Source organism: Sphingomonas gellani (genome assembly GCF_900110035.1).
In the GTDB taxonomy this organism is placed as follows: Bacteria; Pseudomonadota; Alphaproteobacteria; order Sphingomonadales; family Sphingomonadaceae; genus Sphingomonas; species Sphingomonas gellani.
This window is the reverse complement of sequence record NZ_FOCF01000011.1, coordinates 1-12,894: the sequence shown is the minus strand read 5'-3', so window position 1 is coordinate 12,894 and position 12,894 is coordinate 1. Positions and strand designations below refer to the sequence as shown.

The 12,894-nt window shown below is 68.0% G+C and carries 13 protein-coding genes; 9 read left to right on the top strand and 4 right to left on the bottom strand.

Annotated features, from left to right (window positions below):
• Positions 1 to 8: 8 nt before the first annotated feature.
• Entirely contained in the window at positions 9 to 1,196 is a 1,188-nt protein-coding gene (locus BMX37_RS16530; RefSeq protein WP_093666894.1) for an acyltransferase family protein, read from the bottom strand.
• Positions 1,197 to 1,298: 102 nt separating this feature from the next.
• On the opposite strand from BMX37_RS16530, the gene ispG reads away from it, so the two are divergent.
• The 5 genes from ispG to BMX37_RS16505 are packed head-to-tail and all read left to right on the top strand — an operon-like array spanning position 1,299 to position 4,495.
• Positions 1,299 to 2,438, top strand: coding sequence for a flavodoxin-dependent (E)-4-hydroxy-3-methylbut-2-enyl-diphosphate synthase (gene ispG / locus BMX37_RS16525; RefSeq protein WP_093666893.1), 1,140 nt, complete (start codon positions 1,299 to 1,301; stop codon positions 2,436 to 2,438).
• A complete protein-coding gene (locus BMX37_RS16520) occupies positions 2,435 to 2,731 on the top strand; it encodes a hypothetical protein (protein WP_139198134.1) in 297 nt (98 codons plus the stop codon). The genes ispG and BMX37_RS16520 overlap by 4 nt, the downstream gene beginning before the upstream one ends.
• 32 nt (positions 2,732 to 2,763) lie before the next feature.
• The gene (locus BMX37_RS16515; RefSeq protein WP_093666891.1) at positions 2,764 to 3,672 is read left to right on the top strand and encodes a DMT family transporter; all 909 of its coding nucleotides are present in this window, start codon (positions 2,764 to 2,766) and stop codon (positions 3,670 to 3,672) included.
• A complete protein-coding gene (locus BMX37_RS16510) occupies positions 3,669 to 4,142 on the top strand; it encodes a GNAT family N-acetyltransferase (RefSeq protein WP_093666890.1) in 474 nt (157 codons plus the stop codon). Before BMX37_RS16515 ends, BMX37_RS16510 begins: the two co-directional genes overlap by 4 nt.
• Positions 4,142 to 4,495, top strand: coding sequence for a TfoX/Sxy family protein (locus BMX37_RS16505; RefSeq protein WP_093666889.1), 354 nt, complete (start codon positions 4,142 to 4,144; stop codon positions 4,493 to 4,495). The genes BMX37_RS16510 and BMX37_RS16505 overlap by 1 nt, the downstream gene beginning before the upstream one ends.
• Positions 4,496 to 4,517: 22 nt before the next feature.
• Here BMX37_RS16505 and ppa read toward each other — a convergent pair whose 3' ends face one another.
• From ppa to BMX37_RS16490, 3 genes are all read right to left on the bottom strand, one after another.
• On the bottom strand, positions 4,518 to 5,087 hold the full coding sequence (ppa, locus tag BMX37_RS16500) for an inorganic diphosphatase (protein ID WP_093666888.1): 570 nt from the start codon (positions 5,085 to 5,087) through the stop codon (positions 4,518 to 4,520).
• A gap of 201 nt (positions 5,088 to 5,288) precedes the next feature.
• Positions 5,289 to 7,220 carry a M61 family metallopeptidase gene (locus tag BMX37_RS16495; protein ID WP_093666887.1) on the bottom strand — a complete coding sequence of 644 codons (1,932 nt, stop codon included), beginning with the start codon at positions 7,218 to 7,220 and terminating at the stop codon, positions 5,289 to 5,291.
• Positions 7,221 to 7,311: 91 nt separating this feature from the next.
• Positions 7,312 to 7,977, bottom strand: coding sequence for a DUF1345 domain-containing protein (locus tag BMX37_RS16490; RefSeq protein WP_093666886.1), 666 nt, complete (start codon positions 7,975 to 7,977; stop codon positions 7,312 to 7,314).
• Positions 7,978 to 8,026: 49 nt separating this feature from the next.
• On the opposite strand from BMX37_RS16490, the gene hisS reads away from it, so the two are divergent.
• From hisS to BMX37_RS16470, 4 genes are all read left to right on the top strand, one after another.
• A complete protein-coding gene (hisS, locus tag BMX37_RS16485) occupies positions 8,027 to 9,298 on the top strand; it encodes a histidine--tRNA ligase (protein ID WP_093666885.1) in 1,272 nt (423 codons plus the stop codon).
• Positions 9,295 to 10,368 (top strand): peptide chain release factor 1, encoded by a 1,074-nt coding sequence (gene prfA, locus BMX37_RS16480; RefSeq protein ID WP_093666884.1) that lies wholly within the window; start codon positions 9,295 to 9,297, stop codon positions 10,366 to 10,368. The genes hisS and prfA overlap by 4 nt, the downstream gene beginning before the upstream one ends.
• On the top strand, positions 10,361 to 11,206 hold the full coding sequence (prmC, locus tag BMX37_RS16475; RefSeq protein ID WP_093666883.1) for a peptide chain release factor N(5)-glutamine methyltransferase: 846 nt from the start codon (positions 10,361 to 10,363) through the stop codon (positions 11,204 to 11,206). The genes prfA and prmC overlap by 8 nt, the downstream gene beginning before the upstream one ends.
• Before the next feature lie 250 nt (positions 11,207 to 11,456).
• A complete protein-coding gene (locus BMX37_RS16470; protein WP_093666882.1) occupies positions 11,457 to 12,362 on the top strand; it encodes a DUF4167 domain-containing protein in 906 nt (301 codons plus the stop codon).
• Positions 12,363 to 12,894: the final 532 nt, after the last annotated feature.

Below are 12,894 nucleotides of genomic sequence, written 5' to 3'. Positions count from 1 at the left end.
GAATCCTCTTAGATAATGGCCGGCTGCGGCTCGCGCGGCCGCGACGGGGGAGCGGGGCGCAGACCGATCAGCGGCCGCAGCCACGGGATCGCGCGGCCGCACAGATAGAACAGCGCGCAACCGGCGACCGTGGCGACGAGCAGGACCGTGAACTCCGCCCAGCCCGGCAGGTTGGCGGGAAGCAGCGCAGCCATCGCGACGACAATGATCGTCTGGTGGATCAGGTAGAAGGGGAACACCGCCTCCGTCAGCGTGGCGCGCAGCGGATGGTCGCGGCGGCCCCAGCGTTCCGCCAGGCCGATCAACGCGACGATCGCACACCATTGCTCCAGCGCGTGCGCTATGCCGTAGGGGCGGAACATCCAGCGCGGGGTCGGATTGGCCGGCGAGTGCAGCATCTCGATCGACAGGATCGTCAGATAGGCCGCGATCGCGACTACCGCGGCCGGCGCCCACAACCGCTCGATCGCGGCCATGGCGGGGCGGGAGCGGGCCAAGCCGAAGCCGAACAGGAACGCCGGCAGGAACGTCAGATGCCCGACCGGATCGGCGAACAGCCGGTGCGATTCCACACCCATCAGGTACCACCAGCCGTGCACGCATACCAGCCAGACCACCGGCAGGACCAGCACCGGCCAGCCGCCGAACACGCGGTCGAACCAGCGTTGCGCCGCGGGCATGCGCACCAGCATCGTCGCCAGCGTCAGGATAGCGGTATAGACCCACAAATAGGCGACGAACCACAGATGGTTCCAGCTGGGCAGCGCCACCCCGGCCAGATGATCGAAGCTGAAATAATCGCGCAGCCAGAAATCGGGCAGGCTTGAGGCGTAGCCATGCTTGGTGACCAGCTCCACCCAGGTCTGGGGCGGGACGATCACGACGATGCCGAACAACAGCGGCAGCAACAGACGCACGCTGCGCTGGGCGACAAAGGCACCCGGTCCGGGCGAGCGGGCGAGCAGGAAACGGCTGGCATAGCCGGACACCAGGAACAGCAGGGTCAGGCGCCACGCGTTGGTCGCCAGCATCGGCAGCACCACCCAGCGCGCCTGGTGCGTGGATTTGACGTGGAAGTCCCACGGCACGAACACCATGGCGATATGGTACAGGATCAACAGCGCGAACGCGCCGATCCGCAGCCAGTCCATGCCGTAATGCCGCTGCGAAGGGGCCGGGGATGACGTGCCGGTCATGCGGCGCCCACTTAGGGACGGAGCCATCGATGCGCCAGTCGGGGAAGTCCCCCTGTGCATGCGCCCTTTCGGCGGGAGCGGGGGAGGCGTATAGGGCGCCCCATGTCCTCCGTCCGTCCCTGGCGCGACATCGTCCGCCGCCCGAGCCGCCAGATCATGGTCGGCAACGTTCCCGTCGGCGGCGACGCCCCCGTCACCGTGCAGACGATGACCAACACCCCCACCAGCGATGCCGGCGCGACGATCGACCAGATCCGCCGGTGTGAAGAGGCGGGAGCGGACATCATCCGCGTATCGTGTCCCGACGTCGAATCGACCGCCGCGCTGAAGGGGATCACCCGTGCCGCGCGCGTGCCGATCGTCGCGGACATCCACTTTCACTACAAGCGCGCGCTGGAAGCGGCCGATGCGGGCGCGGCGTGCCTGCGCATCAATCCGGGCAATATCGGGTCGTCGGACCGGGTCGCGGAGGTGGTGCGCGCGGCAAAGGCGAACGGCTGCGCGATCCGCATCGGCGTGAACGCCGGCAGCCTGGAACGCGACCTGCTGGAAAAATATGGCGAGCCGTGTCCCGATGCGCTGGTCGAATCGGCGCTGGACCATATCAAGCTGCTGCAGGACCACGACTTCCACGAATACAAGGTGGCGGTGAAGGCGTCGGACGTGTTCCTGGCGGTGGCCGCCTATCAGGGGCTGGCGGAGGCGACCGACTGCCCGCTGCACCTGGGCATCACGGAGGCGGGCGGCCTGATCGGCGGCACGGTGAAATCGTCGATCGGCATGGGTTCGCTGCTGTGGTTCGGCATCGGCGACACGATCCGCGTGTCGCTGTCCGCCGAGCCGGAGGAGGAGGTGCGCGTCGGGTTCGAGATCCTCAAAAGCCTGGGCATCCGCAACCGGGGCGTGCGCGTCGTGTCGTGCCCGTCCTGCGCGCGGCAGGGGTTCGACGTGATCCGGACGGTACAGGCGCTGGAGGAGCGGCTGGTTCATATCCGCACGCCCATGTCGCTGTCGGTGTTGGGCTGCGTCGTCAACGGACCGGGCGAGGCGCGCGAGACGGACATCGGGATCACCGGCGGCGGCAACGGCCGGCACATGGTGTACCTGTCGGGTGTCACCGACCATCATGTCGAGGACGCGGCGATGATCGATCATATCGTACGGCTGGTAGAGGCCAAGGCGGCGGAGATCGAGGCGGCTGACGCGGCCAAGGCGCAGGCCGGAACACAGGCGGCGGCGTGATCGCGCGCCTGCTTGCCGCGATGGTGGCGGCGCAGGCGACTGCCGGACCGCCCGAGGTGCGGGTCGAGAGCGTCGACGACCGGTGCCGGATCGTGGTGGGAGGTCAAACGGCCGACCTGGCTGATGCGGCCGCGTCGCAAGCGGTCCTGGCGGCGCTTCCCGACGGACCGGTGACGATCGTCGGCCGGATAAGCGACCCGCACCCCTATCGCTGCCTGGGCGGGGTCATCTACATGCTCCAAGTGCAAGGGCGTCAGACAATCCGGAGCAGGTTCGAGGCTTCGGCGAAGTAGCCGATTCCGCCGGACTGCCCTAAGCGGACGGGATGATATCCGTTCCGTCACGTCCCGTGTCGCCCGGGCTCGCCTTTGCGGTGGCGATGGCGGGCATCGGGCTGTTCTCGGTCATGGATGCGTTCATGAAGTCGCTGGTGCTGGCGATGGGCGTGTACAATGCGCTGATCTGGCGCACCGGATTGAGCATCGTGTTCGGCGCTGGGCTGTGGATCGCGAGCGGCGCGCGGCGGCCGAGCGCGCGGGCCATGCGGCTGCATCTGGCGCGTGGGGCGGTGACGGCGGTGATGGCGACCCTGTTCTTTTGGGGCCTGGCGAGGGTGCCGATGGCGCAGGCGATCACGCTGACCTACGTCTCGCCGATCCTGGCGCTGCTGTTGGCGGCGGCGGTGTTGCACGAGCGGGTCGGGCGGCATGTCGCGATTGCCTCCGCCGCCGCATTCGCAGGGGTGTTGGTGGTCCTGGCCGGACACGCGCGGATGGCGGCGGGGCCTGCCGTCTCGACAGGTGCGGCGGCGGTGCTGGTGTCGGCGGCGCTGTATGCGGTCAACCTGGTGATCGCACGAGTGCAGGCGCAGGCGGCTGGTCCGGGCGAGATCGCCTTCGTCCAGTCGATCGTCATCACCGGGGTGCTGGCGATCGGCGCGCCATGGCTGCTGACCGTGCCGGACAGCGGGCAATGGCCCAAGATCGTGGTCGCCGCGCTGCTGGGCACGGGGTCGCTGGCGCTGCTGGGATGGGCCTATGCGCATGGCGAGACGGGGTATCTGGCGACGACGGAATATACCTCGTTCCTGTGGGCGGCCGCGCTGGGATGGGCGGTGTTCGGGGAGCGGGTATCGCCCTTTACCCTGGCGGGCGCCGCGATCATCGTGTCCGCGTGCCTGTATGCGGTGCGCAGACAAGCGGTTGCCGGTGGTGGCGCGGAGGGCGCGGCATGATCCGCCCCGCGACGCCGGACGATATCGGCACCATCCTGCGCTTCGTGCGCGAACTGGCGGCGTTCGAGCGGGAGCCTGACGCGGTGGAGGCAGACGAGGCGTCGCTGCACGTCGCGCTGTTCGGAGAGCATCCGGCGGCGGAGGCGGTGGTCGCGGAACTCGACGGCGCGGCGGCGGGCTTCGCCTTGTTCTTCCACAATTTCTCGACATGGACGGGAAAGCGCGGGCTGTACCTGGAAGACCTGTATGTCACCCCGGCTGCACGGGGTAGGGGCGTTGGCGCGGCGCTGTTGCGCCATCTGGCCGGGCTGGCGCTGGATCGCGGTTGCGGGCGGTTCGAGTGGTCGGTGCTCGACTGGAATGCCGAGGCCATCGCCTTTTACCGGGCGAAGGGCGCGGTCGGCATGGAGGAATGGACGGTGCAGCGGGTCACGGGCGATGCGCTGACCCGGCTGGCGGGACGCGGCTGATGGCGGCGGACCCGGCGCTGATCGATTGGGTGGCGGAGGCGATGGCGCCGCTGGGCGTGGTGAGCAGGCGGGCCATGATGGGCGGTGCGACGCTGTATTGCGATGGCGTGGTGTTCGCGATCGTCGGCGGCGATGGGCTGTGGTTGAAGGCCGATGCCGCGAGCGACGCCGAATGGGACGCGGTGGGGGCGGAGCGTTTCACCTATGCCAAGGCGGACGGCGTGGTGGCGTCGATGAATTATCGCCGGGCGCCGGAGGATTGCTACGACGATGCCGACGCGCTGCTGCGCTGGGGTGCGCTGGCGTTGGAGGCGGGACGCCGGGCGCCGCCGAAGCGGGCCCGGCGCCGGTAAGCGCTTTAGGCTCGGAAGGGCGTCACGCCTTATCCATGCCGGGCGCGTCCTCGCCCTGCTGCTTGGCGTCGTTGTAGCGGTCGATCGCCTCCAGCGTGATGCGGCGTGCCTCGTCGCGGCCGCCCCAGGTGCCGATGCGGACCCACTTCTTCTTTTCCAAATCCTTGTAGTGGGTGAAGAAGTGCTCGATCTGCTCGAACACGATCTCGGGCAGGTCGTCCTTCTCACCGACGTTGGAATAATAGGGGAAGGTCGAATCGACGGGCACGCAGACCAGCTTCTCGTCGCCGCCGGCCTCGTCCTCCAGGTTCAGGACCGCGATCGGGCGGGCGCGGACGACACAGCCGGGCACGAAGGGCGAGCGCGCGACGACCAGCGCGTCGAGCGGATCGCCGTCGGGCGACAGTGTGTGGGGGACGAAGCCGTAATTGGCGGGATAGCGCATCGGCGTGTGCAGGATGCGATCGACGAACAGCGCGCCCGACGCCTTGTCGAATTCATACTTCACCGGCTCGCCGCCGACCGGCACCTCGATGATGACGTTGAGATCGTCGGGCGGGCTCTTGCCGACGGGGATCAGGTCAATGCGCATACGAATCCCATCCTTGGAAAAAGGGTGAAGGTCGGAAAAGGTAAAGACGGGGCCCGGCACCGCCGGACCCCGCCATTGTCCCTCCCGCTACCGTAACGAAGCGCGATAGTCGATGTCATTTCCGTCCAGCGGGGCATCCGCTCCGCTGGACGGATGCCCCGTTCGGGGGTGCCCCGTCAGACCAGGCGTACGGCCAGCCCGTCAGGGGCGGGCGGCGAGCAGCCGGTCGAGCCCGCTGTCGCCGGTGCCCACCTTTTGCAGGCGCGGGTAGCGGGCGCCGCCATGGTAATCGACCGCCGTCTCGCGCACCTGATCCTGGCTGCGCACGGTCAGGCGGATCGGGTCGCGCGTGCCCTTGGCCGCGTCCACCGCCGCCTTCAACGCGTCGGCACTGAAGGCACGGCCGTTTACCGCGACGATGCTGGTGCCGACATCGATCCCCGCCTTGAACGCGGGCGAGTCCCAGATGGTCGCGGTGACGTCGCCGTCCTTGTTGACCACCAGACCCAGCGAATAGCTGAGGTCGGTGCCGCCGCGCGCCTTTTCCGCCTGTTTGAAATAGGGCGTCGGCTCTGCGGTGTAGACCAGCTTGTAACCGTTCATGGCGAAGCCCTGGATCGGGGCGGGCTGGCCCGTCTCCGTCAGGCGCTTGTTGAGGAAGCCGGCCCAGTCATAGGGCACGATGCCGTTCAGCGTCTGGGCGACATCGTCGAACGTGTAGGTCACCTCGCCCCAGTCGCCGTCGCGGATGCCGAAAAAGGCGCGGGCGAAATCGTCGATCGACTTGGTCCCGCCCGACTTCTGGCGGAGCATCGCGTCGACCTCCATCCAGACCATCAGGCCTTCGTTGTAATAATCCTCCGACCGCTGCCAGCTGGTCCAGCCCTTGGGCCGGCGGGCGGAGATGACTGGATCGTTGGTGGTGTCGATGAGGTTGCGCCACTGACGCGCGGGCGCGGTGTCGTACGCGCCCAGGATCGTGGCATAGGCGTCCAGCGTATCCTGTTTCGACACGATGCCGGAGCGGGCCTGGAGGACATAGCCCCAGAACTGCGTCTGCCCTTCATATACCCAGAGCAGCGAGTCGCGCATGGGCGCACGGAAATCCGGCGTCCAAAGGTCGGCGCCGCGCCGGAACTTGCCGTCCCAGCTGTGGGTGAATTCGTGCGGCAGCAGGTTGCGACGGCCGGCGCCCGAATCCCAGTCGGTGAAATAGCCGGGGCCGACGCCGTTTTCGGAACTGCGGTGATGCTCCAGCCCGATGCCGCCGAGCTGATCGGTGATCGACAGGAGGAATTCGTACTTGTCGTAATGCTGGGCGCCGAAGGTCTTCACCGCCTGATCCACCAGACGCTGGTGCGCGGCGATCTGTTCGGGCTTCGCCTCCAGTTCCTTGGGATCGTCGGCGAAGACGTTGAGGTTGACGCGCGGGCTGAGCGGCCAGGTGCGGCCGTAGCGGCCGGCCAGCATCGGGGAATCGACCAGCACCTCGTAATTCGCCTGGTCGTAGGTGTAGGTGGACGCGTTGGCGCCGCTGCCCCGCTTGGCGGGGATCGCGCCGGCGGCGGTCCATCCGTCCGGGTACTTCACCGTCATCTTCACCGGGATCTGACGGGTGTAATAGCCGGCGGGATAAAGGCTGACCTGGTTGGGTTCGAGCGAGATCATGGTCGGGGTGGAGACGATGCGGCCCTGATCGCCCTTTGTCGCGGAGATGAACTGGAATTCCACGTCCAGCCGCTTCACGCCCGAGGGCACGTCGATGTGGAAGGCGTAGACGTCGACCGGATCGCGCGTCCACGGGATGACGCGCCCATTGGCGCGGATCACCAGGCCGGCGACCTTTTCGATCTCGCCGCGCGGGGAATGCGCGCCGGGCAGCCATTTCGGATAAAGCAGCGCCATGGGGCCGGCAGCGGCGACGGGGATCGTCTCCCTGACCCGGAAGATGCCGCGAACATTGTCGGTCGCGTCCACGTCCAGCGCGATCACGCCCGAATACGGCGTGTCGCGCGCGTCGGGAATGGTGTCGGTGAAGGGAGCCTGAGCCCGGGGCGCGGAATTGCCCTGCGGCACCTGGGCCAGGGCCGGCGAGGCGGCGGCGGCGAGAAGAAGCGCGAAACGACGGAACATGCGGGCCCCCTGTTGTGGTGAAGGGGGTCTTGGCGGCGGAAAGGTCAGTCGTCCAGTCCTTTACCGGCAGCGGGGATCATCCCCGCGCCGATCACCCGCCGCCCAGCACGTCGATGGTGAAGGCGAGCACGCCCAGGTTGAACACGAACGCGGCGAGGCAGTGGAAGATCGCGACGCGGCGCACCTGTCGCGCGGTCATCTCCACGTCCGACGTCTGGAATGTCATGCCGAGCGTGAAGCTGAAATATACGAAGTCCCAATAATCGGGCTCGTCGCATTTCGGGAAGTCGAGGCCGCCCTGATCCTTCGACCCGTCGCCGTCCGCCGCATCATCGGGCGAATAGAACAGATGCGCGTAGTGCAGCGCATAGATCATGTTGGAGAACAGCCAGGCGAGCGACAGCGTCAGGATGACCAGCACGATCGCCACCGCGTCGTTCTTTCCCTTCAGCTCGCCGGCGACGGCGACCAGGATGACGAGCATGGTCGCGCCCGTGATGCCCAGCAGCACGGCACGGTTGGCGTCGTTGGCCACCGCCGCGCGCCGCATCTGTTCGGCCTCCCCGCGGCGGAACAGGGATGCCATCGAGATCAGGAACACGGCGGCGGCGACATCGAACGCGGTCATGATGCCGCGGCCCGCGCCGATCGTCGGGATCAGCGTCGCCAGCCCGACCGCGAACAGCGCGGTGAAAAGGAGGAAGCGCGGGGGTGCGATCCGCTTGCCGAGCTGCCAACCGCGTGATGTGTTCGCCATGGAACGGGTGCTAGCGCTCCGCCGCGCCCTCGCCTAGAGGCGGCGGGTTATGGCTCGCAACGAAACTTCGGCCCGCACGGCTCGTGTGCAGACACCCAATCGTGTCCGCGGCACCCAGGACATCATCGGCGACGAACAGCGCCGTTTCGCGCATGTGCTGTCGACGTTTGAACGGGTGCGGGCGCTGTACTGTTTCGGGCGCGTCGACGTGCCGGTGTTTGAGGATACGGCGGTGTTCGCGCGCTCCATCGGCGAAACCACGGACGTGGTGTCGAAGGAGATGTACACGTTCCAGGATCGGGGCGGCGATTCGATCACGCTGCGGCCGGAATTCACGGCCGGCATCGCGCGCGCCTATCTGACCGAAGGGTGGCAGCGCTTCGCACCGATGAAGCTGGCGACCAGCGGGCCCGTGTTCCGCTACGAACGGCCGCAAAAGGGGCGGTTCCGCCAGTTCCACCAGATCGACGCGGAGGTGATCGGGGCGGCCGAGCCGGCGGCGGACGTGGAGCTGCTGGTGATGGCGGACCAGCTGTTGCACGAGTTGGGGATCGCAGAGGGCGTAACGCTGCAGCTCAACACACTGGGCGATGCGGCAACGCGGGATGCGTGGCGGGCGGCGCTGGTGGCGCATTTCGAGGCGCATCGGGACGTGCTGAGCGAGGAAAGCCTGGTGCGCCTCGACAAGAATCCGATGCGCATCCTGGATTCCAAGGACCCGCGCGATCGGCCGGTGGCGGACAGCGCGCCGGACATCGACGCCTATCTGACCGACGAGGCGCGCAGCTTCTTCGATGCGGTGACGGCGGGACTGGACGCGGCGGGCGTGCAATGGACCCGCAACGCGCGGCTGGTGCGCGGGCTGGATTATTACCGCCACACTGCGTTCGAGTTCGTCACCGACCGCCTGGGCGCGCAGGGCACGGTGCTGGCTGGCGGGCGCTATGACGGGCTGATCGGCAGCCTGGGCGGGCCGGAGACGGCGGGCGTCGGCTGGGCCGCGGGGGTTGAGCGGCTGGCGATGCTGATCGAGGAGCCGAACGCGGAGGCGGCACCCGTCGCGGTAGTCGTCGAGGATGATGGCGCCCTGACCACAGGATTTCGCGCCCTTGCCCTGTTGCGCCGCGCGGGCGTGGCCGGTGAACTGTATGCCAGCGGGTCGCCGCGCAAACGCTATGACAAGGCGGTCAAGGCGGGTGCTTCGGAGATCGTCGTGGTGACCAGGCAGGACGGTGCGCTGTCCGTGGTGCCAAAGGGGGAGGCTCCGCGCAGTTCGGCAGTGCTTCATGATGTGGACTGGGCGGGAGAGCGGGCCGCATGACCACCATCTCGCTGGAACGCATCCGGCAGATCGAGGCGCGGCGCGACGAACTGCAGGCGATGATGGCGACGGGGGACCTGCCATCGGATCGCTTCGTGCAGGTGTCCAAGGAATATGCCGAGCTGGAGCCGGTCGCGGCGGCTGCGTCGGAGGTGCGGCGGTTGCGGCAGGAGGCCGAATCGCTGCGCTTCATGACGCAGGAAAGCGACGCGGAGCTGCGCGCCATGGCGGCGGACGAGCTGATCGCCAACGACGCCGCGCTGGCGGAGGCGGACCGGCGGCTGGCGCTGGCGCTGCTGCCGCGCGACGCGGCGGACGAGCGTGCGGCGATGCTGGAGGTGCGTGCGGGCACCGGCGGCGATGAGGCGGCGCTGTTCGCGGGCGACCTGCTGCGCATGTATCAGCGCTATGCCGAGGGGCAGGGGTGGCGTGTCGAGCTGATCTCCGCCAGCCCGTCCGAGGTCGGTGGATACAAGGAAGTGGTCGCCTCCGTCGCGGGGGCGGGCGTCTTCGCCAAGCTGAAATTCGAGAGTGGCGTGCACCGGGTCCAGCGCGTGCCGGTGACGGAGGCGGGCGGTCGCATCCACACGTCCGCTGCGACGGTCGCGGTGCTGCCCGAGGCGGAGGAGGTCGATGTCCAGATCGAGGACAAGGACCTGCGCATCGACATCTATCGCTCGTCCGGCGCGGGCGGCCAGCACGTCAATACCACCGATTCGGCGGTGCGCATCACGCATATCCCGACCGGCATCGTCGTGATCCAGCAGGACGAGCGGTCGCAGCACAAGAACCGCGCCAAGGCGATGAAGGTGCTGCGGACCCGCCTCTACGAAGCGGAGCGTGAGCGGCTGGCGAACGAGCGTGCGGGCACGCGCCGGTCGATGGTCGGGTCGGGCGACCGGTCGGAGCGGATCCGCACCTATAACTTCCCGCAGGGTCGCGTGACGGATCACCGCATCAACCTGACGCTGCACCGCCTGCCGGAGATCCTGGAGGGCTCGTTGGACGAACTGGTCGGCGCGCTGGTCGCGGAGGACGAGGCGGAGCGGCTGGCGCAGCTGGATGCCTGATCGACGGGCGGCGCCCCTGGGTGAAGACGTTCGGGCGGCGATCGGGGCGGCGGCGGCGCGCTTCGGCTTCTCGGCGACGCCGCGGCTCGATGCCGAGTTGTTGATGGCGCATGCGCTGGGCATCAGCCGGGAGGCGATGATCCTGACGCGGCTGGGTGATCCGGTGCCCGATGGCTTTGCGGCGCTTGTGCTGCGGCGGGAGGCGCATGAGCCGATCGCTTACCTCACGGGCAACCGCGCGTTCTGGACCATCGAGCTGACGGTCGGGCCCGGCGTGCTGGTCCCGCGTGCGGACAGCGAGACGCTGATCGAGGCGGCGGTGGCGCATTTCGCAGGGAGGGCGGGGCCTGCCAGCGTGCTGGACCTCGGCACGGGATCGGGCGCGCTGTTGCTCGCGGCGCTGGCGGAGTGGCCGGAGGCGCGCGGCATCGGCCTGGACGCTTCGGAGGCGGCGATCGCGGTCGCGCGCGACAATGTGCGGCGGCTGGGCATGGCGGACCGGGCCCGCATCGAGACCGGCGGGTGGGACGGCATGGACGGTCCGCACGACCTGATCCTGTGCAACCCCCCCTATATTGCCACCGACGCTGTTTTGCCGCTGGAGGTTCGCGTTCACGAACCGGCAACCGCTCTGTTCGCGGGCGACGACGGCCTGGACGATTACCGCCGCATCGCGCAGGTCCTTCGTCCGCAGATCGCCCCCGCCGCCGTCGCATGTATCGAGATCGGATCGGATCAGGGGGACAGCGCGTCCGCCCTGTTCCGGGCGCAGGGCATGTCCGTCGAGGTCAGGCAGGATCTGGGTGGGCGCGACCGTTGCCTGGTGGTCACGCCTTGAAACGGGGCGGTGCGGTCGCCACATTTCGCTTGTGCCCCCACGCCATGGATCGCTAGAGCGAGGTGGGGCAGGTGTTTCGACGCAGGATGTTGAACGGTCGGGCGCGCAAGGCCCGTGACGTTGCCGCTGATCGGCCAACGTCAACCGTCCGCACTGTCGCGATAGGCCTAGGTGCCGCCGACATACACCGGCTTTGGTCCAGGATTGACGTGAGCCCAGGACAGATCACCCAGGATAAGGGACAGGATTTTTGATCAACAATCGGCAAGCCGGCCGCCGTCGCGGCCGTGGCAATGGTCAGCGTCAGGGTGGCAATCCGGGCCGGCCCGATAATGGAAACCGCATCGACTCCCGCGCACGGGGCAACGCGAACCAGCTGTACGAGAAGTACAAGAACCTCGCCTCCGACGCCCAGCGTCAGGGCGACCGGGTCAACACCGAATATTACCTCCAGTTCGCCGACCATTATTTTCGCGTCCTGAGCGAGAGCCGTGGGCGCTTTGAGGAGCAGGGTCAGCGTCGCCAGCGCGATGACAATTTCGTCAACGGCTTCGACTCGGACTTCGATGGCGACGAGGAGTTCGGTGACGAGGGCGAGTCGATCCGCGCCGGCGAACAGGGCGGCGACGAGCAACCACGCCGCGAGGCCGGTGCGCGCAATGATGGCCAGTCGCGTCGTGAGGACGGGCAGTCCCGCCGCGAGGAAGGCCAGCCGCGTCGTGACGAAGCCCGGCGTGATGGCCGCCGCGATCGCGAAGCTGGTGGCGAGCGTGACGGCTATCGTGACGGCGGCCGACGTGGCGATCGGCGGGGTCTTGTGTCGAACGGCGAGGGCCGTGAGGCCGCTGACGGTCAGGCCGTCGAGACGGCGGAGGCCGCTCCGGCACTGTCCGCCTCCGCACCGTCCGCCGGGATGATGGTCGCCAACGATGTGGGCGACACTGACTCTGTGCAGGCGGAGCCGCGGCGTCGCGGACGTCCTCGGCGCGAGCGTCCGGTGGAGACCGTCGAAGCGGATGCTGCGGTGATCGAGGCCGAGCGCCTGCCCCCGTCGCTGAGCGCGGGCAACGATGTCGGCCCGGCCGAGGATGCGCCGAAGCCGCGTCGTCGCCGCACTCGTACGGTTGAAGGCGGCGAAGTGACGTCCGCAGGGTAAGGATTCGAGGCGTCTGCCTTGGTGATGAACAAAAGGGGCCGGGTCGCGAGTGGCGACTCCGGCCCCTTTTTCGTTGTCGGCCCGTGGACGGACCGGTTGATGGCCGAGCGGACGCGTGTTGTGTCGGGTGTGTAGGGACGGTGCGTACAATGTGTGGTGCGATAGAGGAATGAGAGGCTGCTGGGCTCGCTCCGGCGATCATGTTCTTCAACGTGCTGCCGGCTGAGCCCACCAGAGAGGCCAATCCCATGTCCGGCTGAGCATCGATTCGGCCGGACAAGCGGGGACGGTGTTGCCGGGAAGCAATCCGATGGAGGGCTCCACAACGCGCAAACACCAGCTTTTCTGCGGGTTTTCACGCCGGGCGAAAGAAAAATGTAAAAAAGGGTTTGACGGCCAGGGGTGCCCTGCGTAGAGAGGTTTCACCGCAGCGGTGGCCCGGACGGGTTGCTGGAGTGGTTCTGGAAACGGCCGGTGTGCAGGCTCTCTTGAGGGGGAGTTGATGGCGCGCCGGGGTTTTTGGCTCTTTGAC

Excerpts from the sequence above, each read along its gene's own strand:
- BMX37_RS16530 (WP_093666894.1), bottom strand. The coding sequence starts at position 1,196 with ATGACCGGCACGTCATCCCCGGCCCCTTCGCAGCGGCATTACGGCATG.
- ispG (WP_093666893.1), top strand. The coding sequence starts at position 1,299 with ATGTCCTCCGTCCGTCCCTGGCGCGACATCGTCCGCCGCCCGAGCCGC.
- BMX37_RS16515 (WP_093666891.1), top strand. The coding sequence starts at position 2,764 with ATGATATCCGTTCCGTCACGTCCCGTGTCGCCCGGGCTCGCCTTTGCG.
- BMX37_RS16510 (WP_093666890.1), top strand. The coding sequence starts at position 3,669 with ATGATCCGCCCCGCGACGCCGGACGATATCGGCACCATCCTGCGCTTC.
- BMX37_RS16505 (WP_093666889.1), top strand. The coding sequence starts at position 4,142 with ATGGCGGCGGACCCGGCGCTGATCGATTGGGTGGCGGAGGCGATGGCG.
- ppa (WP_093666888.1), bottom strand. The coding sequence starts at position 5,087 with ATGCGCATTGACCTGATCCCCGTCGGCAAGAGCCCGCCCGACGATCTC.
- BMX37_RS16495 (WP_093666887.1), bottom strand. The coding sequence starts at position 7,220 with ATGTTCCGTCGTTTCGCGCTTCTTCTCGCCGCCGCCGCCTCGCCGGCC.
- BMX37_RS16490 (WP_093666886.1), bottom strand. The coding sequence starts at position 7,977 with ATGGCGAACACATCACGCGGTTGGCAGCTCGGCAAGCGGATCGCACCC.
- hisS (WP_093666885.1), top strand. The coding sequence starts at position 8,027 with ATGGCTCGCAACGAAACTTCGGCCCGCACGGCTCGTGTGCAGACACCC.
- prfA (WP_093666884.1), top strand. The coding sequence starts at position 9,295 with ATGACCACCATCTCGCTGGAACGCATCCGGCAGATCGAGGCGCGGCGC.
- prmC (WP_093666883.1), top strand. The coding sequence starts at position 10,361 with ATGCCTGATCGACGGGCGGCGCCCCTGGGTGAAGACGTTCGGGCGGCG.